The sequence below is a fragment of the Pseudomonas sp. PSE1(2024) genome, assembly GCF_050990555.1.
GTDB lineage: Bacteria > Pseudomonadota > Gammaproteobacteria > Pseudomonadales > Pseudomonadaceae > Aquipseudomonas > Aquipseudomonas aphyarum.
In genome coordinates this window covers 4,313,960-4,334,345 of record NZ_CP158967.1, presented here as the reverse complement: position 1 = coordinate 4,334,345, position 20,386 = coordinate 4,313,960, and the positions used below count along the sequence as shown (strand labels likewise).

Genomic DNA, 20,386 nt, shown 5'->3' with positions numbered 1-20,386 from the left:
CCCGATGATCGGAATGGATCGCCACACCGGGCAGCCCATCTCCGGTATCGAGCATTTACGTCAGTCGGTTGGAGACATCCTCGGTACGCCGCTGCTGAGCCGTCGTGAACGGCCGGAGTACGGCAGCAAGCTACGGCGCATGGTCGACCTGCCCATCAACGAAGGCTGGAAAAGCGCGGCGCAGGCTGAGGCCGTGCGGGCTCTCAACCAATGGGAGCCACGGCTCAAGCTTCAGCGCGTTGTGGTGGTTTCAGTCCTGGGCGGTCAAATCAATTTCAAGATCAGCGGCGAGTACCTCGGTGAACGCGGCACGTTGGAGGTGTGGGTATGAGTACCCTGGTAGATCTTTCGGAGCTGCCAGCGCCGGACGTGCTGGAGCCGCTGGACTTTGAGGACACCTACAGCGAAGCGCTGGGCGTGTTCCGTGGACACATGGGTCAGAACTGGACGGCCTCGCTGGAGAGCGATCCAGTGACCAAGCTGCTGGAGGTCGGCAGCTACATCAAACTCGGCAACCGGGCGCGAGTCAACGACGCGGCCAAGGCCCAGTTGTTGGCCTATGCCACCGGCACTGATCTGGATCACCTGGCCGCCAACGTCAACCTCAAGCGCCTAGTGATCCAGGCTGCAGATCCGTTGGCCGTGCCGCCGGTTGAGGCGGTGATGGAGTCCCACGATGCGTTGCGCGAGCGGGTGCAGCTGGCTTACGAAGGCCTGACCACTGCCGGGCCGCGCAACAGCTATATCCTCCATGCTCGGAACGCCTCGGCGCTGGTTGCCGATGCAACGGCCGAAAGCCCGAAACCGGCCTGCGTCGATGTCACGGTGCTGGGACTGGAGGGAGACGGCACGGCTGGGCCACAGATATTGGCTTTGGTTGCGGCGGCCGTAAACGACGATGACGTGCGTCCTGTCGGCGACCGCGTCACCGTTCGCGGCGCCGAGATCCTCCGGTATCGCGTCGACGCCGTGCTGCACATGAAAGGCACCGGCCCGGAAAATGATGCCGCGCTTACGGAGGCGATCCGTCGGTTGGAGGCCTGGATCAATCCCCGGCGCCGGCTGGGCGTCGAGGTGGCTCGGTCTGGTGTCGATGCGCAGCTGCATGTCGCCGGCGTCGGCCGGGTCGAGCTGAAGGATTGGCAGGATCTGAAACCCACCAAGGCACAGGCCGCTTACTGCACGGGTTACACCGTCGTGCTGGGAGGTTGAATGCGCAGTCTCTTACCGCTCAACAGCACGCCGCTGGAACGGGGTATCGAAGCGACCTTCGCCGAGACCACGTTGGTCCCATTGCGTACGTTGTACAACCCCGACACCTGCCCGGTGCATCTTCTGCCACATCTGGCTTGGGCCTGGTCGGTCGACCGCTGGGATCCGGCTTGGCCGGAGCCGGTCAAGCGCGCCGCGATCAAGGCATCGTTCTACATCCACAAGCACAAGGGCACCATCGGTGCTTTGCGTCGGGTAGTCGAGCCACTGGGTTACCTGATCGAAGTGCTGGAGTGGTGGCAGACGGTACCGGAAGGCGTGCCGGGCACCTTCGCTCTGAAAGTCGGCGTCCTCGATACCGGCATCACCGAGGAAATGTACCTCGAACTCGAACGTCTGATCGATGACGCCAAACCCGTCAGTCGGCAACTCACCGGCCTGGCCATCAGCCTTGAAACGCAAGGCGACCTGAACATTGCAGCGTCCCTCTACGAAGGTGACGAAATCGACGTCTACCCGCCTGTGATGCGTGACATCGAAGTCACGGGCAGCTTCGGCGTGATCGGACGCGAACACTCCATAGACACCCTGGACATCTATCAATGACTGATGCGAATTCTCAGTTTTTCGCCATCCTCACGACTGTGGGAAAGGCCAAGCAGGCAAACGCCGACGCGCTCGGTATTCCCTGGCTGATCACCCAAATGGGCGTCGGGGACGCCAATAACATCGATCCGGTCATCCCCGCTGAGGGGCAGACCAAGCTGATCAACGAGTGGCGGCGTAAGCCGCTTAACCGGCTGTTCGTCGACCCGGTCAACCCGGCGGTGCTGATTGCTGAGCAGGTCATTCCGGCGGACGAGGGCGGGCGCTGGATCCGCGAGGTCGGCCTGTACGACGCGGACGGCGATCTGGTGGCCGTGGCCAACTGTGCGCCGAGCTTCAAGCCGTTGCTGTCACAGGGCTCGGGCCGCACGCAGATCGTGCGCATGAACTTCGTCGTTACCAGTACTGGCAACATCCAGCTTAAGATTGACCCGGCGGTGGTACTGGCCACGCGCGCATTTGTTGAGGCGGCGATTCTGGAAGTGCTGCCGAAGAACAAGACGCCGGGTCAATACACGCGGGTCAAGGTCAATGATCGCGGGCTGGTGGTGGAAGGTGATAACCCGAACACACTGGCAGGCATGGGTATCACGGACACCTACACCAAGACGCAGATCGAGGCGATGATTGCCGCTGCCTCGGCATTGCCGGTCGGTGTCATGGCGCCGATTCCAGTCGACAAGATCCCGCCCGGGTTTCTGGAGCTGGACGGCTCGGTTAAGAGCATCGCCGTCTATCCCGATCTGGCAGCGTTCCTCGGTAGGCTCTACAACAAGGGTGATGAGGGCGTCGGCAATTTCCGGTTGCCGGAGTCGCGCGCCGAGTTTCTGCGCGGCTGGGATCATGGGCGTGGCGTCGATGCTGGGCGGGCAATGGGTAGCTGGCAAGACCATGCGTTTCAGAATCACTTGCATGCTCTGCGGCAAACAGTAACGACTGCAACCTCTACAGGCACGGGTTTGGCGGTGGTCCTCAGTGGAGCGGGTACTGGCGGCAACACTGACGTACCAATGACGGGCAACGTGGGCGCTGAAACCCGTCCTCGCAACTTGGCGGTCATGTGGTGCATCAAGGCCTGGAACGCACCGATCAATCAGGGAAACATCGACATCCAGGCGCTCACGGCGCTGGCCACGCAGGCCACGGAGGTCAAGCTCGGCACGGCCAAGATTGCTACGCAGGCGCAGACTGACGCGGGTGAAGATGACGCCACTATCGTTACGCCGAAAAAGCTGCGGATGGGGGTTTCGTGGAACTTCGGCGTCAATGGCTGGTTGGCGCTGCCGTCGTGGCTGGGTGGGCTGATTATTCAATGGGGCGGTGCAACAGCTCAGGTGGGCACGACCATTACGCAAAACACCTATGCGTTTCCAATGGCCTTTCCGAATCAGGTTCTAAGAATTCTGGGTTATCGAAGTTCCGAAATGCAAAACGGGAACGCGCCTACGACCGATCACTTTTTTACAGCAAATCTCCTTAACTGGACGGTCACTCACGTCCGTTCTCAAGGGAGCCTTGCAATCCCATTCGTCTATCTGGCCATCGGTCGCTGAGGTGAATATGAAATACGCGACTTTTAGTGATTCCGGCGAGATCATCGGGCGGTTTGATGACCGCTTTCACGCGACGATTCCCGATGACGCAGTCGTTATCCCGGAAAAATTGTGGGGGCCAACGTTGAATGACACGGATGGTGTGTGGCGTTTGGTGGACGGCGAGCTGGTCAAGCAGCCACTGCCAGAGACTCTGCCCGACTTTGTGCAGATGGTGGCCGACGAGCGCTACAAACGTGAGGCAACCGGCGTCACCGTCGAGGGTCTGCAAATCGAAACGACCCGCGACAGTCAGGCGCTGATTGCCAGCACCGGTTTGTCTGCCGTCCTTGATCCCGAATATCGCTGCAACTTCAAGACGGTGACCGGCTTTGTCGAGATCGGATCGGCGCAAATCATTGCCATCGCCAAGGCCGTGCGCACCCATGTTCAGGCCTGCTTTGACCGTGAACTGACGCTGTTGCGCGCCATTGAGGCCGGCGACTACCGCGAGGACATGCTGTTTGAGGGCTGGCCGGGTTCCATCCCGCCTGATCCTGTCGAGCTGCAATAGTCGCCCCTCACTGCAGGGGCGTTTTTCATTGCGCCCCACACAGCAATACCTTGAGCCTCGCCAATACGCGGGGCTTTTTCGTTTCTGGAGAATGAGCCTTATGAGTTTCTTTCACGGCGTCACGACCACCTCGGTCGATACCGGCGCGCGCACCATCTCGCTGCCGTCTTCGTCGATTATCGGCTTGTGCGACACCTTCACCCCCGGATTGCTCGGCGGCGGTACCGCCAAGGCCGGCGAACTCAAACTGATCACCACCGAGCGCGAGGCCATCGCCGCCTTCGGCGCGGGGGCTGCGATCACCAAGGCCTGCCAGGCGATCTACACCAAGGCCAAGGCGGTGATCGTCGCCATCGGTGTGCCGAAGATGGACGACCCGGCGCTGCAGACCTCGGCGATCATCGGTGGCGTCTTGGTGTCAGGTCAGCGGACCGGGCTGCAGGCGCTGCTCGATGGCAAAAGCCTGTTCAACACCCAGCCGCGATTGCTGATCGCACCAGGTCATTCGGCCACTCAGGCGATAGCCACGGCGATGGACGGTCTGGCGCAAAAGCTGCGGGCCATCGCCATCATCGACGGGCCATGCACCACCGACGAGGCCGCCATGGCCTACGCCGACAACTTCGGCAGCCGCAACCTGTTCATGGTCGACCCCGGTGTGCAGTTCTGGGACACCGATGCCAGCAAGACTGTTGATGCGCCGGGATCGGCATGGACCGCCGGCCTGTTTGCCTGGACCGACGCGACCTACGGTTTCTGGGCCTCCCCGTCGAACAAAGAGTTCACCGGCATCACCGGGACCACCCGAGCCGTCGAGTACCTGGACGGTGATGAGACCTGCCGGGCCAACCTGCTCAACAACGCCAATATCACCACGATCATCCGCGACGACGGCTACCGCCTGTGGGGTAACCGCACCCTGTCGAGCGATCCTAAATGGGCGTTCGTCACCCGCGTGCGCACGCTGTTTATCCTCATGGACGCGGTCCAGGCCGGGCACAAGTGGGCGGTCGACCGCTCTATCACCAAGACCTACGTCAAGGACGTCACCGATGGCCTGGAAGCATTCATGCGCGACCTGAAAAATCAGGGCGCGGTGATCAACTTCGAAGTGTTCGCCGATGAAGAGCTGAACACGGCCAGCCAGATCGAGCAGGGCAAGGTGTACTGGCGGATCCGCTTCACCGACGTACCGCCGGCCGAGAACCCAAATTTCCTCTTCGAAGTTACCAACCAATGGATGACCGAAGTGCTTGAAGCCGCCTAAGGAGGCCACCCGATGAAACCTGAAGTTTTGTCCAATTGCGCGGCGTTTATCGACGGCGTGAGTTTTGCCGGCGATGTGCCGAGCGTGACCTTGCCCAAGGTTGTGCTGAAAACCGAAACCTACCGGGGCGGCGGCATGGCCGGTGAGATCGAGATCCCGGTCGGTGTCGAAAAGCTCGAATCCGGATTCACCACCAACGGCGTGCGCCGTGAGGCGTTGAAGTGGTTCGGGCTGTCCGACCGCACCGCCTGCAACGCCGTATTTCGCGGCACGTTCAAGGGCCTCCAGGGCAAGGTCACCCCGGTGATCGTCACCATGCGCGGCGGCCTGAAAGAGGTCGACATGGGCGACTGGAAGGCCGGTGAAAAAGCCGAGACCAAACACAACATGGCGCTGACCTACTACAAGCTCGAAGTCGGCGGCCGGCTGATTTACGAGATCGACATGGTCGGCATGGTGCTGGTGATCGACGGTGTCGACCAGCTCGCAGACGAACGTTCGGCCCTGGGTCTTTAAGGAAATCCAACCATGAAGCAAGAAATTCAATCGACCACTGAAACGCAGCTCCCCAAATGGCTGCAACTGTCCGATGAGGGGTTTCGCATCACCCTCAAGTACCCAACCGAATTATCCGGTGTGACCGTCGACACGCTGATGATGCGCGCGCCCTGCGTGCGGGATGTTCGGGCGGCACAAGCGTCGTCCAACGGTGACGCGGAGCAACGTGAAATGTCGCTGTTCGCTTCGCTGACCCAAACCCCCGAAGCGGATCTGATGGGACTGAAAATGGTCGACTACCTGCGCCTGCAGGCGGGCTATTTTCGCCTGGTCACGGACGAGTAAATGCGACGGCTCAACGTTGAAGCTCCTGGCCAAACGCATGGCCAAAGAAACCGGGTTCTCGGCAGCTGAGATCACGGCCATGCCCTTCAACGAACTGGTGTGGTGGCTCTCTGACTGAGCCACCGCTCAACACTTTCCGACGCATAAGGCACGCTCATGGCGAAGAACCTCGCGCTTGGCTTTGTCATTGGCGGCGCCGTCGATCCGACGGTAGGCAAAGCGTTCAAGGACGTCGAAAGCAAGATCAAACACCTGGACTCGGTGGGCAGCAAGGCCCGAGTCCTGCAGAACACCATCGGCGACACCATGCGTTTGCGTGATGAATGGCGCAAGGCGCACATGACCGGTGCCGCAGGCGCAGACAAGCTGCTGGCCAAGTACGAAAAGAACCTCGAACTGCTTAAGAAACAGGGCGTCGAGGTTGGGCGGTTGAGTAAGGCTTACGCCACCATGGGCCGCGTGGCCGCCGGTGCCGAACTCAAAGCCCTCGGCCACCGACAGATCGAGGAGGGTCGGTCCGGCCTGAAAAGCACCCTCGGTCAAGCCGGTGCATTGACCGCCGCCGCAGCCATCCCGACCAAGGTCAGTGCCGACTACGGCGCGATCATTCGCGACATCGCGATCAAGGCCAACATTGCCAATTCGCCGGAAGAGGCGCAGCTGTCCAAGACGGTGATCGACACCTCGCGCGATACCGGTATGGCACGCAATCAGGTGGCCGAAGTGGTCAACGCCCTGGTCGGTGCAGGCATGGAGCTGGACAAGGCGCTGGCCTACGCCCCGACGGCGGCCAAGTTTGCCATCGGCCAAGGATCGGAAGGCTCCGAAACGGCCAAGATGATCAACGCCCTAGGGCAGAACGCCAAGATTACTGACCCCAAAGTAATGGAAAAGGCGCTGGAAGCCATCGCCTATCAGGGCCAGGCAGGCAGCTTTGAAGCGGTCGACATGGCCAGGTGGTTCCCCGAGCTGCTGGCCGGCATGGGCAAGCTGGGCATCACCGGCATGGACTCGGTGACGCAGCTGGGCGCCATGCTTCAGGTGCAGATGAAGACGGCCGGCGGTTCGGACGAGGCCGCGAACAACCTCAAGAACTGGATGGAAAAAATCGGTTCCGGCGAGACGGTCGACGCCTATAAAAAGGCCGGTATTGACTACAAGGGTTCGATGCAGACCGGTTTGCAAAACGGCATGTCCACGCTGGAATCCAGTTTTGCCCTGGCCCAGAAATACATTCAGGCGACCGATCCGAAGCGAGCCGCCGAGATGGCCAAGGCTACAGCCGCGATCAGCAAAGAGGCCGACCCCGAAAAGGCCAAGGCCATGATGAAGTCACTGGAGGAGGCTTTGCGCACCGGTGACTTGTTCGCTGACATGCAGGTGAAAGCAGCCCTGACGGCGTTCATGCAGAACAAGGATCTGTACAACCAGCTGAAAAAAGACTCGGCCGGGGCCACCGGTATCCTCGACAAGAACCTCGCCGAGCGTCGGCAAACCTCGGCGCAGAAATGGTCCGAGATGGCCCAGTCCATGGACGATGCCATGCGCAGCATCGGCGATGCGATTCGGCCGGTCACCGATGGCGTGGCTGATGGCATCAATAACGTCAGCCGCAAGCTGTCGGTTTTTGCCGATGAGTTTCCACGGGTCACGCTCGGCATTGGTACGGCCGTGGCTGGACTGGTTGCGCTGAAAGGCGCCGTCAGCGCCTTCAAGGTTGGCAAGGGCCTGATGAATCTCGGGCGTGGCACCTTGATGGGCAACCCGAATATCCCGCAAAAGGTGATCGTCACCAACCTGCCAGGGGCTGGGGGTGGGCTGGATGCCGGCGACTTGGATGGCGGCGATGGCAAGAAGAGCAAGAACAGAAAGAGAGGTGGCAGGGAACGTGGCGGTCGTGGTGGCTCGATCTCCGATGGCGTCAAGGGGCCGGCGATGCTCGCGGTCGTCGACGCCGGTTTCAAAGCCTACGACACCTACCAGAATGCCGAGACTCAGGACGAAAAGGCCGAAGGCTACGGACAAGCGGCCGGCAGCTTGGCGGGCACTTTGGCTGGTGCGGCCGCCGGGGCTGCCATCGGCACCGCGGTGCCGATCATTGGCAACATCGTAGGCGGCGCGATTGGAGGTTACATCGGTTATATGGGCGGCGATCTGGCCGGCGGAATTCTGGGCAAGAAACTGTTCGGCACCGACGAGTCGCTGAAGCGCGTGCCAGACGCAGGACCCTTGATGATGGCCAACGCCGGAAAAAACCTGCCGCCGGTGATGGGCGACATTGCAAAGTCATTTGAGCCCAAGCCCGCTTCTGGTCCATTGGCTCCTGCAGCGATGGGCGATGTGGCCCGGTCGTTTGCGGCTCCCGCCGTTGCCCCCGTTCCACCGGCCCTGTTGGCCGCACCAACGCCTGTCGCCAGATCCGAGGCGCCGAAGATGGAACAACGGGTCGAGATCTCGGCGCCGCTGCACATCACCGTGCAAGGCGATGCCAAGGATCCGGCACAGATGGCGCGGGAGCTGCAGCCCTTCATCGCGCAACAAATGCAGCAGGCCACGCAGCAGCTGCAGAACCGCAAACTCTACGATGAACCGCATGTGTAAGGAGGACTGATGGCCTACATGGACCAACTGCAGTCGGGGCTCAAGCAACTGGCGGCAGCAGGAGAGACCGGGCGGCGCAACCTCGACGGCATGATGGGGCCGGTCAACGGCGCGATTAGCGAGATCAGCGGCGCCGCCTCGGAGCTGGAAGGCATTCCATTTGTCGGTCCGGCAATCGGGGAAAAGCTGCAGCGTGTGATGCGCGGGGTGAATGCTGCCCAGGCCAAGGTCGGTCAGGTGGTGGCCACCTACACCAAGGCTGCGCGAGCTGTATCAGAGATCGATGAGCGCATGGGCCAACTGAAGGAACAGGCTGCCCGGGCGTCGACCGCGATCAACAAGATCGCCGGCAAGGTTAGCCCGTCGCTGGGGAACATCCTGCCGACCGGATCGCTTGCTGGTGACGCGACGCCGGTACCGGAAGCGGTGAAGCCATTCCCGCATCTGCTGATCGTGCAGCCCCTGGACCCCAAAGCGGTGCCGTATTACTTCAACCTGGATACCGCCGCCTTCGACGAGCTGCGGCGCTCGACTGAATACCGTTGGTCTTCGCAGGAACGCCTGACGCGGCGGCCGGCGCAGCAAGCGGTGGGCATCGGTGAGGAAAAGATCACCCTTAAAGGCGCGATCTTTCCGGGCTTCAAGGGCGGCATCAAGCAACTGGACACCCTGCGCAGCCTCGGCGCTCAGCAACTGCCGCTGACGCTGACCACCGGCTATGGCGACGTGCTCGGCACCTGGTGTCTGAAGAGCGTCGATGAAGAACAGAACGCGCTGCTGCAGGGCGGCATCCCGCGTAAGCAGGCATTTACTTTGGAGTTTGTTCGTTATGGCGATGACCTGCAGAACGTCTGAGGGGGATCTGCTCGACACCCTGTGTTACCACGCTTATGGTCACCTGAACGGAACGGTCGAGGCGGTGCTGGATGCTAATCAGGGCCTCGCCGACGAGCCGCAACCGCACCGCGCCGGCATCGTGATCGAGCTGCCGGATCTGCCGTCGCCCGACGACAGTGAGGTGATGCTGTGGGGCTGAAATGTCGCCTGGATTTGTGATGGCAATTTGCTAGACAAATCCGGCGCCGATAGACTTGTCATTTTTAGGAAAATGCGAGCGCTACTACATGGAAAAGTCGACAGAACTGAGAGAAGTCAAACGCAGTATCAAAGAGGAAATCCCTCATCGCATCATCTGGTTCGTCATCTCCGTTGCAGTAATAGCTCTATTAGCTTTGATCCCAGTGATCGGCTGGATTTTGGCATTGGTGATGGTGTTTGCGGTTTTTACAAAGATTTTCGGTTCTCGGGAATCCTTTCTGGTCGGCAACTGCCCTACCTGTACCAAGCTGTTGCCTGTCCCTGATACAGACGTTTTTGCTTGCCCCGTTTGCAACAGTGTTATTGCTGTTGGAGAAGACAGCCTGACCATCGTTAAAACCGACTGATCTGCAATGCCATGTAGCTAGCAGAAAAGATGAAACCTATTAAGCCCGCCTTGTGCGGGCTTTTTATTGGACGAAACAATGACCCCTATCTTTCGTGTCGTGGCCGACGGCGCTGACATCACCCAGCGGATCAATGACCGCCTCCTACAGCTGAAGACCACCGACAAACCGGGTATGGAGTCCGACGAGTTCGAACTGCGCATCGACGACCGCAATGGCGCAGTGGTGCTGCCTCCACGCGGGGCCAGTATCGAGATTTACCTGGGCTACGCAGAAACCAAACTGACCCGCATCGGCCGTTACGTCGTAGACGAGATCGAGCTGTCCGGCCCGCCGGATACGTTGGTGATCACTGGAAAGGCCAGCGACATGCGTGGCAGTGGCAAGACCACCCGCAGCGGCAGCTGGGAAAATGTGCCGTTGTCTCGGATCGTCGCCGACGTCGCGGCTCGCAACGGCTGGCTAGCGGTCTGCCCGGTTCAGACCAAGGTGCCGCGCGCCGATCAGCTAAACGAGTCGGACTTCAATTTCCTCACGCGCCTGGCCAAACAATACGACTGCACGGCCAAGGTGGCCGACGGCAAGTTGCTGGTCATGCCACGGCAAGCTGGGCAGAGCGCCTCGGGCAAGGCGTTCGGAGTGGTGACGATTCAGCGAAGTGATGTCAGCCGTTTTCAGTTCAGACTCGGCGACCGCAACACTCACAAGGCCGTATCGACCAAGCACCAGGATAAAAGGACCGGCAAGCTCGCGGTGGTCACCCTCGACAACGACGAATCGCCGGATGGCTTGCCGCCGGTGCATACCGACCGGCACATCTACCCGAACAAGTCAGCCGCCGAAGCGGCAGCCCAGGCGCGTCTCACCGCGTTCAACCGCTCCACGGCCGGCGTCCGGCTGGAGATGGTCGGACGCACCGACCTGTTTGCCGAACGATCGATCAACGCTCGAGGCTTCAAGGTAGGGCTCGACGGCGAATACCTAGTCGACTCGGTGGAGCAGGTGTTCACCCAAGCCGGCTGGAGCACAACGGTGGAGTGCAATGGCGGCAAGAAGGGTAAGGCGAAAGCCAAAGGCAAGAAGAAAAAAACGGCGAAGGATCTGAAGGTTGTTCAGATCAAGCAGTAGTGCCGCGTTCCATCACTCAGGAGAAATTCATGTCACTGACAGAACAACAGTTGCAACGCATCATGCCCAACGCCCGCCGCCAAGCGGGCGTTTTTGTTTCTGCGCTCAATGCTGCCATGGCTCACCGGCAGATCAACACTCCGCAACGCCAAGCCGCGTTTCTCGCCCAGGTCGGGCACGAATCCGGTGAGCTCAATTACGTGCGCGAACTGGGCGGCGACCAGTACCTGAGCAAGTACGACACCGGCAGTCTGGCCGTGCGGCTGGGCAACACGCCCGAAGCCGACGGCGATGGCCAGCGCTACCGTGGCCGGGGGCTGATCCAGATCACCGGCCACAACAACTACCTTCGCTGCAGTTTGGCGCTGTTCGGCGACGAGCGTTTGCTGCGCACGCCGGAGCTGCTGGAACTGCCGCAGTGGGCCGCGGAGTCGGCCGCGTGGTTCTGGTGGGTTCGCGGGCTGAATGCCCTGGCGGATCAGGGCGAGTTCGAGGAAATCACCCGCAAGATCAACGGTGGCCTGAACGGTCTGCAGGAGCGACTGCAGTTGTGGGAGCGGGCGAGGGCGGTGTTATGCGCCTCGGCGAACTGATCCCGGCGCCGTATCGGCTGTTTGGCAAAGTGGTGCTGTTGGTCACACTGGTCGGCGGATCCGCTGCCATCGCCTGGCAAGTGCAGGACTGGCGCTACGGCAAACAGCTCGCCGAGCAGGCTCGCCTCCACACCGAAACTCTCAATCAACTGGCCCTGGCCTCGGCCGCGCAGCAGCGTGCCGAACAAGACAAGCGCCTCGCGCTCGAGCAGCGCCTGGCATCCAGTGAACAAACCCACTACCGAGCTTTGAGCGATGTACAACGTGATCAAGATCGCCTGCGCGACCGTCTCGCCACTGCTGATCTGCGCCTGTCAGTCCTACTCGATGCCACCATCGATGCCGGCAACGGATCGGTGCCAACCTCCGCCACCACCGGCGGCGTGGTTCATGGCTCCGCAAGAGCCGAACTTGACCCGGCGCATGCTCAACGAATTATCGGCGTCACCGACGACGGCGACCGGGGGCTGATTGCCCTTGCGGCCTGTCAGGCATACGCCAAAGAAGTCTCAACACCGAAGTGAAAAGAGCGGCCGGTCCGGATGCGTCAACATCCGGATCGACCGCCGTCCCTGCAGATGGTCCCTGCAAGTCCAGCCAAGGCTCTTGCTCCGTGCACAAAGCGCGGCGAGCCTAGCACCTGTTTATGCATACAGTAAAGGTCTTGCTTTTTATGTCTACACCCATCATCCCTTGGATGGGCGGCAAGCGCCGCCTGGCCGATCGCCTCCTCCCGCTTTTTCCGCCACACGAATGCTACGTCGAAGTCTTTGCCGGTGGTGCCGCGCTCTACTTCATGAAGCCCCAGCCATCGCCCGTGGAAGTCCTCAACGACATCAACGGCGATCTGGTTACGCTTTACCGCGTCGTGCAGAATCACCTCGAAGAGTTCGTGCGCCAGTTCAAATGGGCGCTCAGCTCGCGGCAGGTGTTCGAATGGCAGAAAATGACCCGCCCAGAAACTCTCACCGACATCCAGCGCGCCGCCCGTTTCTTCTACCTGCAGCACCATGCCTTCGCCGGCAAGGTCTCCGGGCAGACGTTCGGCACCGCGACCACCGCACCGGCCATCAACCTGCTACGGATCGAGGAAAACCTCTCGGCCGCGTGGCAGCGCCTATCCGGCACCTACGTCGAAAACCTGCCCTGGCTTGAATGCGCGGAACGCTATGACCGTGCCCATACCTTCCACTACATGGACCCGCCTTATTGGCAGACCGCCGGCTACGGCGTGGACTTTCCGTTCGAGAACTACGAACGTATGGCCGACTTCATGCGCCGCTGCAAAGGCAAGGTGATGGTCAGTATCAACGACCACCCGGACATCCGCCGTGTTTTCGAAGGCTTCCACTTCGAGACCTTGGACATTCGCTACACCACGGCCAATCAGCGGCAGGGGAAGACTGAAGTCAGTGGCGAATTGGTGATCATGAACTGGGAGCCGGCAGCGTTGGGCGGGTTGTTCTGACGGATGCAGGTGGTTTTTTCTTTAGTTCTCACCCTCCCGTCTATCCGATATTTCCTTCAGAAATTGACCGAATGCCGTTCTGAACGTTAACTGTATATTCGTACAGTATCGGAAGTCGTGCGTCATGAGCTTTTCAATCCTAGGCCCTATTGCTGTGGCCGGTCGGAAATTACCTTTTTGTCTTTTCCGGGTTCCGGCAGGTTTTCCTTCGCCGGCAGCGGATCACATCGAAACCCACATCTCGCTCGACGAAGTGCTCAACATCCGGGCCCCGCATGTTTACTTGGTGAAAATTGCCGGAGAGAGCATGCAGGGGGCAGGAATCTTCGACGGTGATTTGGCGGTAGTGGATCGTTCACTGGAACCGGCAAATGGGCATATTGTTGTTGCGCTGCTTAACAATGATCCGCTTTGCAAGCGGCTGTGCATCCGTGGAAAAGAGGTGATCCTCCTGTCCGAAAATCCCAAGTATCCACCGCGCTACGTGCTGGAAGGCGATGAGCTGGCGATCTGGGGCGTGATCATTGGTAGCGTGCGCAGTCATGTCTAGGCAGGTGCCGGTGTTCGGCCTGATCGATTGCAACAGCTTCTACGCCAGTTGCGAGCGGGTGTTTCGTCCTGACCTGGCAAAGGTCCCCATCGTTGTCTTATCGAATAACGACGGTTGCGTCATTGCCCGTAGCTACGACGCCAAGCCATACGTGAAAATGGGCGAGCCGTACTTCCAGATCAAACACAAGCTTAAGCAGCACGGCATCGTCCCCTTCTCATCGAATTACGCGCTGTATGGTGACATGAGTGAGCGCGTCATGACGCTGATCGAGTCCATGGTGCCCGCAGTCGAGGTCTACAGCATCGACGAAGCCTTCGTCGATCTCACCGGCATCAACGATTTAGACGGCCTTGGTCGAAAAATTCGGAGTCAGGTCCTGAGGTGCGCTGGCATTCCAGTCGGGATTGGTATTGCTCACACCAAGACGCTGGCCAAGCTGGCCAACCATACGGCCAAACGCCTTCAGGCGCAGACGGGCGGTGTCGTCAATATTTGCGACCCAATTAAGCGTGACTGGGTGCTGCGCAACACTGACGTTTCAGAGGTGTGGGGTGTAGGGCGTCGAATGAAAGCGCACCTGAATACATTGGGCATCAAGAGTGCGATGGATCTGGCAAAAGCAGATCCTTGGACGCTACGCAAAAACTTCAGTGTGGTGATCGAAAAGACGGCGCGCGAACTGGCCGGCACCCCCTGTCTGGAACTAGAGGAACCCGATCCTCCGAAGCAGGAGATCTGCTGCAGTCGAATGTTCGGCACCCGGCTGACGGAACTGGCACCGATCAAGGAGGCGGTGGCCACGTACATGATGCGCGCCTCAGAAAAGCTCAGGGCGCAAAAGTCGCTGTGCAAGAAAGTGCGCGTGAGCATCCGTACCGGGATGTTCAATCCTGAGGAGGCGAAGTACGCCAATGGTGTGGTGATCGATATGCCTTACCCCACGGATGATGTCCGGCTACTGACCAAGGCCGCAGTTGATGCGCTGGATCGGGTATATCGCCCTGGTTTCAAGTACAGCAAGGCGGAGGTATTACTGATGAGCCTGTGTCAGCCAGGCGAATACACGGATGATCTGTTTGCGGCTTCTCAACCGACCGAATCTACCAGGGTGATGGCCATACTGGATCAGATCAACGAACGGTGGGGAAGGGGGACGCTGCGAGCGGCGAGTGTCCCTAGTAGCCCAGCGTGGGCCATGCGGCGTGAAATGATGAGTCAGAGCTACACGACTCGCTTGGACCAATTGTGGACGATCAACTGTAGGTAGTAAATCGTCCGCTATCGGCCAAAAGCCGCCACTCCTGGTAGTTAATTCGTCGGAGCCCCCCCGATTACTTCTATGCAAAATCGAGGGGGGCGTCGTTTTTAATTTTGGAGGCTATTTGCGAGATGTATTTTTAGCGCTAACTAACCTGCGGCGGAACCACCGACCGACTAGATGCAATCCTCTCTAAGATGGCTTCGAGCCTATCCTTTACACGAATTACTGTTGGGCCGTTGTAGTTACTTTCGGTATTTGTTAGTTTCGTTATGTCCTTGAGCATTTTTTTGCAAGCGTGCTCGAAGTCCGATTTATATCTTTTTGCTAACCCCTCGTAACATGTGTCGTAAAAATCCTTGTATTTGTCAACCTGCCTGAATTTATAAATATCGTTATCGATTTTCATGAATAGGCTATGGGCTTTTGAGAAGAGATCATGTGCTATTAGTACATTGGAAGGTTCGAGTGCTTGGAGTAAATATAAGCGACCTTGTTGGGTGTCATGATGGTTTGTATGGTAATTTACTTTCTTTTTGGCTAGCGCATAGGATTGGTCCATATACTGCTGAGCTTTGGAATACTCTTTAGATGGTAGGTGGGCCATGGCATATTGCAACCAAAAATGCGGGTCGGATTTCAACCATCTAACATTGGTTTTCAAGTTTTCATAATATCGTTTTATTGCGGTTTTCTTATTGGTATCTGGAAGCAGTCGTTCAATGAATGAAAACTTAACCAGAGAGCGGAATACTTCTGTTTCTTCTCGAACTTTTCCGTCGCGCTCGCCGTATTTTTTGACGATTTTAAGTAGCTGAGTGGTTATGTACGTTGAGGAAAAGTGATGTTTAATTAGAGAGAGGCAGAACAAGCTAGATTTCGAAGCTATGCCGCGCGACGAAATTCTGAATAGCTGGTTAAAGCTATCATTTTGCCTAAGGCTGTCTTCATATATGTCGTCATTTAATGCTATTTCAGATATAAAGCTGTTTGTTGTTGGTAATCCCATTATCTCAATTATACAGATTGCAAAGACGGTATCTTTATAATGCTGCGTTTCAGCTGACGAACAGAAGCTCATAAGCGAGTCAATTCGATGCTTTATCTGTGGTGAATTGAACAGACTGAGGAGTGCAAGCGAAATCTGTGCATCATTATCATTAAATAAGAACTCACGCTTTTGTCCTTGAGTAAGTCCTGCCTTATCACCCCAGCCGCCGATATTATCTACTATGTCGATAAACTCTTCGGCTTCTTCAGTTGAGAGATGGTCTGCGCTGAGTTCTTGATATGTAAACCCACTGTTGCGAAGGTCTAGTCTGAGTCGTTCATGCGCGTGCAGCCTAGTCATTGCTACTACAAAAATATTTTCGGGCTTATGGGTGCCAATATAACAAAGAAGTTCTAGGTGGTTGTGGTAATCGTCGATCACCAACACCGATCGCCCATTTGTTTCGCGAATTATTTCGAGGTCGTCGGTGAAGTCTGCGTCATGATCGATGATTGAGTAAACATCAAAGCCACGCACCTGAAGAAATGGCATAAGCTCGCGAGATAATATTGATTTCCCGTTACCGAAAGTACTGCTGATTATAGTGTGGCGCTTTGCTTCAAGAAACCTAAGGATCGTTTCAAGCTCTTTTCTCTTTACTATTGCAGAAATTGGCGGGGCGCTAGTGATGTTATAGTCGATGGCATTCTTCTTTATTTCGCCATGATATATTAAATTTTCTACATCCTTGTCTTGTATTGTGTATTCACCATCATCGGTAGTATACATATCAAAAAATACTAGGGAGCGCTCACTGGGCGCTTGAGATTTATTTAGCTCAATTGATTCAATGTATTTTGCAAAACCCTCTGCCCCGATCGGCAGAACATGGCCAAATTTATTTAATGTGAAAATGTTTTTAGCTGACGGGTTAGGCTGGGTTATGAAGTAGGTTTTTTCTCGCAGGTCTTTATTGTTAAAAAGTATTTTTTGGATATCAATATCATACATGGAGTACCCAATAAAAACTATAGCAGTACTTATTTCTAGGTCGCGCTTAAACTGGTAGTACCAGGGCGAATTTAAAAAGTTGTCAGAGCTAATATAAGATGATGTAGAAAGCTTGAAGCCTTGTTCAATGGATTCGGCAGTTAATGAGTTTATAGATCCGTTTATATGAATGCATAAATTGCTCGCTTTTGAATGCTGATCAGGTCTAGCGGTGAGATCGATCGAGTCCAATCTCTTACTTGATTTTAAAGCGCCTAACTCCATTACGTTATCGTAATTTGTTGTGTAATATCTTCTCCAATTTGCCGCCATAATTAAATCTTGGCTCGGAGAAGTTTGTTTGACGGTGAAGGTGTCTCTAAGTAAATCTATAAGCAAGGACTTGTTGTGATTTTCAAGATAATAATCTGCTGCGAACCTTAGGTCCTCATCCTCATCGAAATTGCCAAGGTTACAGATTTTTTTTGCGAGGTCGGCGGCACGAGGTGGGGGGAGGTTTTTGATATTGATCGCATCTGCAGAAAAGCCGGCACCTGTGAAGAGTATTGCTTTTCCAGAGGCTATGGACGATGCGATTGCGTCAAGCGTATCAGAATGTTTTTCAATTGCAGATGTCATTGTTTCGTCCTTGACATAAAAAAACAGAATGTATCTGCTGTATGGGTATGATGTCCATATGCTATCGACACCGTATAGGCAGTTGTGGGCCTTGGCGGTTATAAGTTGGCGTGCGCAATCGACAATGCCCGTGATCTGATGGTGGCCATAATCTACATCGCTTTTAGCAAACGTACGCGATCTCTTACGTCAAGGGCAAAGCCCCCCGTTTGGGACAATGTCGGTTGAGCCGCAAAGGTTATTTCTTGATTAGGTAGGGCGGTTCGATCAGTCGAGCTCCGGATAAAGAAAAATAATTCTTTAAACTCAAGAGGATGAAGTGGCCCAAGATTTTCTAGGTACATCGGACTGACTGCTTTTGGCCGAAAGCTGCCGCTCACGGAATACCGCTTTTGGCCGATTGCTGCCTGCAAAGACGATATTAGGATTGCCGTATCCGCATAATCGCATCTGTGATCGCTTTTGCATTTGTGTCTAAGGTCTCCATAGCCATCACAGCGTTATCTGCAACCACTGCTGCGCCACTGGCTGCAAGCCAAACGGCAACCTCCTCGATTGCCGCCGCCAGTGCATGCTGGTTGTGCAGGAGCAATGTCAGGGCGTCAGCAGTGGCGATATTAGAAGCTGAGTTAGTTGGCATGCGATCCATCCTGGAAATGAGGGGTTCGCGAAGCCTAGCTCATGCGGCCGCCGCAGAGAGGCTTAGATACCGCATGCTTAAAAATTGCTACGCCGCGCAGATGATTTGAGACTTTAGCCAATCAGTTGGGAGGGGAGGTGGGACACTGCATCCAATCCATCATCGGCGCGACGGAGAAACGGCGGGAAAGTGGGGCGGGTGTGGCGGTGATTGGGGGCATTGGGAGTACGGAATCGGTGTGGCTGGGAGGTGGGGGAGTTTATCAGGAATGACCGGTCGGGCTCAGTGATATCCGGCGGAAATACAACCTTATCAAGTGTGGGATTAAGCAAGACAGCCATGAAATGGACTGATAGCATCGGGCTATCAATAAGAGTGAGGAAGGGATCCCATGCTGAAAAAACTCGCATCATCTGTTCTCGTCGCCGGCGCCCTGCTTGCCTCCGCCCAAGGGGCTTTCGCCGAAGAAAAGCTGTTCAAGAACTACGTCTACCAAACCCCACTAGCAAAATTCACCGAAGCGGCCGGTTACTACGACTGCTCCGAAGACGTCGGCGGAACCGCGAGGTGCATCGACGATGTGGATTTCCTTGAAGAGAAATTCACCGTCGCGCTGATCTTCTCCGGTGACAAGCTGATGATGGTTTCACTCATCAGCCCGTTTGATCAGAACCTGTATGTCAAAGCCATCGCGGGGCTTTCGAAGTCATTCACGCTGGTTTCCATGAGCGATGAGAAATCCATCCTGGATATGTTCGATACCGCGAGAAAGTCGAGAAGCACTGAAGAGCTGACGACGAAGATTTCCAATTTTGAACAGGTTGGTCTGGCTTCGGGGAATCTGACTTATACGTTTCTTGAAGGGTTGAACGCTAAAGGGCAAACCAATGCTGTTAGTGCGTTGGCTGCTGCGCCGGAGAATATTCGGTCCGCTGAATTGGTGATGGCGGGGCAGGGGGCGGATTCGGGGATGATTATTCGGTTTACGTTTCCGCGTTTAGAGGCGAATAAGATTTTGGCTGAGGCTAAGAAGCCGGTTGAGGATTTTTGATTGTTTTGTTGAAAGACTCTAAGGAATGATCTGTTGAAAATAGTGGGGATGAGCCCAACCCAGTATTTTCTCAGTCGTCGTGCAAAACACGCTTTTCTGTCGCCTATTTATAGCTACGCTAATCGGGTCATTGAGCACATGGACAAAGTAAGAATAAAGCTCGTAATCATCGGTCATATGCCACTTCATCTAAGCCTCAGCGAGGTTTCGGCTTGGCGCTCTGAAGTATTTGAGTTGGTCGGTGGCGTTGATAATTTTGCATTGCGCTGTGACTCCGACAGGGGAGATTGGGTTTTCTCCGATAAGCTGCTAAAAACTCAACTCCCGGCACATACTGATGCTGACTTTTTAATAGCGCTAGTCAACGTGCCAATCGAAGACAATTGGTACTCGAGGCGTCTGGGAGGCAATCAAATTGTTTTCACGTTCAGCCAAATTAGAGAGTTCCTTGCCTGGGAGAATATTCCGCTCGAGAACGCGATTTTTCGAATTTTATATAGTTACACATTGTTATATCGGCGCTCGGGCAACAAAATTCCAGGCTTTGGCGTAGCGCCAAGCTTTACCCACGACGAAACACGTGGATGCCTTTTTGACATGAATGGCATAAAGTCTGATCTTGTTGAATCGTGCAACAAACCTATTGTTTGCGGAGAGTGTGAGGAGCGTCTCAGGAACGAACGCGTTTCAACCCAAATGATAAAAACAGTGCAGAAAGAAATTCGAAAAATACGGAAGCATCTGTACTACAGAGCTTTTGATTTCGTAAAGGCTAAGCCAGTAGCAACGCTAGTAATATCAAGCACGTTTGCCATACTGTTGGGTGTCGCAGGCTCATTAATCGCTTCGTATATTTACGACAACGTTAAGCCTCAGCCACCTGTAGACATACAGAGTCAAATTAGCGAAGCCACTGAAGTGGACAGTTGATTCTCAATGCGAGTCATTATTTATTCTACATCAGAACAAACGGGGGGCGGGAGGGAGGTAAATAA

Annotated in this window: 22 protein-coding genes; 20 read left to right on the top strand and 2 right to left on the bottom strand. The window is 56.2% G+C overall.

Translation table 11 applies throughout. The features are described 5' to 3' along the window. Positions 1-4: 4 nt before the first annotated feature. The 18 genes from ABTV87_RS19590 to umuC all read left to right on the top strand — a co-directional run bounded on the left by ABTV87_RS19590 (position 5) and on the right by umuC (position 15,089). Positions 5-331: a GPW/gp25 family protein gene (locus tag ABTV87_RS19590; protein ID WP_433898201.1), complete on the top strand. Its 327-nt coding sequence runs from the start codon at positions 5-7 to the stop codon at positions 329-331. Next, complete coding sequence (locus ABTV87_RS19585) at positions 328-1,212, top strand: baseplate assembly protein (RefSeq protein ID WP_433898200.1); 885 nt, start codon at positions 328-330, stop codon at positions 1,210-1,212. Before ABTV87_RS19590 ends, ABTV87_RS19585 begins: the two co-directional genes overlap by 4 nt. After that, positions 1,213-1,818: a phage tail protein I gene (locus ABTV87_RS19580; protein ID WP_433898199.1), complete on the top strand. Its 606-nt coding sequence runs from the start codon at positions 1,213-1,215 to the stop codon at positions 1,816-1,818. Then, a complete protein-coding gene (locus ABTV87_RS19575) occupies positions 1,815-3,371 on the top strand; it encodes a phage tail-collar fiber domain-containing protein (RefSeq protein WP_433898198.1) in 1,557 nt (518 codons plus the stop codon). The genes ABTV87_RS19580 and ABTV87_RS19575 overlap by 4 nt, the downstream gene beginning before the upstream one ends. A 7-nt stretch (positions 3,372-3,378) precedes the next feature. Then, on the top strand, positions 3,379-3,924 hold the full coding sequence (locus ABTV87_RS19570) for a DUF4376 domain-containing protein (protein WP_433898197.1): 546 nt from the start codon (positions 3,379-3,381) through the stop codon (positions 3,922-3,924). A gap of 100 nt (positions 3,925-4,024) precedes the next feature. Further along, a complete protein-coding gene (locus ABTV87_RS19565; protein WP_221533925.1) occupies positions 4,025-5,191 on the top strand; it encodes a phage tail sheath subtilisin-like domain-containing protein in 1,167 nt (388 codons plus the stop codon). Between the two features lie 12 nt (positions 5,192-5,203). After that, a complete protein-coding gene (locus ABTV87_RS19560) occupies positions 5,204-5,707 on the top strand; it encodes a phage major tail tube protein (protein ID WP_134785654.1) in 504 nt (167 codons plus the stop codon). Between the two features lie 12 nt (positions 5,708-5,719). Beyond that, positions 5,720-6,034, top strand: a complete 315-nt coding sequence (locus ABTV87_RS19555; protein ID WP_433898196.1) for a phage tail assembly protein — start codon at positions 5,720-5,722, stop codon at positions 6,032-6,034. Positions 6,035-6,190: 156 nt separating this feature from the next. Further along, entirely contained in the window at positions 6,191-8,635 is a 2,445-nt protein-coding gene (locus tag ABTV87_RS19550; protein ID WP_433898195.1) for a phage tail tape measure protein, read from the top strand. Positions 8,636-8,644: 9 nt separating this feature from the next. Next, complete coding sequence (locus ABTV87_RS19545) at positions 8,645-9,490, top strand: phage tail protein (RefSeq protein WP_433898194.1); 846 nt, start codon at positions 8,645-8,647, stop codon at positions 9,488-9,490. Further along, positions 9,465-9,671: a tail protein X gene (locus tag ABTV87_RS19540; RefSeq protein ID WP_433898193.1), complete on the top strand. Its 207-nt coding sequence runs from the start codon at positions 9,465-9,467 to the stop codon at positions 9,669-9,671. Before ABTV87_RS19545 ends, ABTV87_RS19540 begins: the two co-directional genes overlap by 26 nt. Positions 9,672-9,759: 88 nt before the next feature. Then, positions 9,760-10,080, top strand: coding sequence for a hypothetical protein (locus tag ABTV87_RS19535; RefSeq protein ID WP_433898192.1), 321 nt, complete (start codon positions 9,760-9,762; stop codon positions 10,078-10,080). 78 nt (positions 10,081-10,158) lie between these two features. Then, on the top strand, positions 10,159-11,208 hold the full coding sequence (locus ABTV87_RS19530) for a phage late control D family protein (RefSeq protein ID WP_433898191.1): 1,050 nt from the start codon (positions 10,159-10,161) through the stop codon (positions 11,206-11,208). Positions 11,209-11,237: 29 nt separating this feature from the next. Next, positions 11,238-11,801, top strand: coding sequence for a glycoside hydrolase family 19 protein (locus tag ABTV87_RS19525; RefSeq protein WP_433898190.1), 564 nt, complete (start codon positions 11,238-11,240; stop codon positions 11,799-11,801). Continuing rightward, entirely contained in the window at positions 11,783-12,325 is a 543-nt protein-coding gene (locus ABTV87_RS19520; RefSeq protein ID WP_433898189.1) for a lysis protein, read from the top strand. Before ABTV87_RS19525 ends, ABTV87_RS19520 begins: the two co-directional genes overlap by 19 nt. A gap of 149 nt (positions 12,326-12,474) precedes the next feature. Then, complete coding sequence (locus ABTV87_RS19515; RefSeq protein WP_433898188.1) at positions 12,475-13,269, top strand: DNA adenine methylase; 795 nt, start codon at positions 12,475-12,477, stop codon at positions 13,267-13,269. A 124-nt stretch (positions 13,270-13,393) separates the two neighbouring features. After that, positions 13,394-13,819 (top strand): LexA family protein, encoded by a 426-nt coding sequence (locus ABTV87_RS19510; RefSeq protein ID WP_433898187.1) that lies wholly within the window; start codon positions 13,394-13,396, stop codon positions 13,817-13,819. Beyond that, positions 13,812-15,089 (top strand): translesion error-prone DNA polymerase V subunit UmuC, encoded by a 1,278-nt coding sequence (umuC, locus tag ABTV87_RS19505; protein WP_433898186.1) that lies wholly within the window; start codon positions 13,812-13,814, stop codon positions 15,087-15,089. The genes ABTV87_RS19510 and umuC overlap by 8 nt, the downstream gene beginning before the upstream one ends. A 136-nt stretch (positions 15,090-15,225) precedes the next feature. On the opposite strand, the gene ABTV87_RS19500 is transcribed toward umuC, so the two are convergent. Further along, the gene (locus ABTV87_RS19500; RefSeq protein WP_433898185.1) at positions 15,226-17,700 is read right to left on the bottom strand and encodes an SIR2 family protein; all 2,475 of its coding nucleotides are present in this window, start codon (positions 17,698-17,700) and stop codon (positions 15,226-15,228) included. 421 nt (positions 17,701-18,121) lie between these two features. Further along, positions 18,122-18,340 (bottom strand): hypothetical protein, encoded by a 219-nt coding sequence (locus tag ABTV87_RS19495; RefSeq protein WP_433898184.1) that lies wholly within the window; start codon positions 18,338-18,340, stop codon positions 18,122-18,124. Positions 18,341-18,731: 391 nt separating this feature from the next. Between ABTV87_RS19495 and ABTV87_RS19490 the strand changes: the two genes are divergently transcribed. Continuing rightward, the gene (locus ABTV87_RS19490) at positions 18,732-19,391 is read left to right on the top strand and encodes a hypothetical protein (protein WP_433898183.1); all 660 of its coding nucleotides are present in this window, start codon (positions 18,732-18,734) and stop codon (positions 19,389-19,391) included. A 33-nt stretch (positions 19,392-19,424) separates the two neighbouring features. Then, positions 19,425-20,321, top strand: a complete 897-nt coding sequence (locus ABTV87_RS19485; RefSeq protein ID WP_433898182.1) for a hypothetical protein — start codon at positions 19,425-19,427, stop codon at positions 20,319-20,321. Positions 20,322-20,386 lie beyond the last annotated feature (65 nt).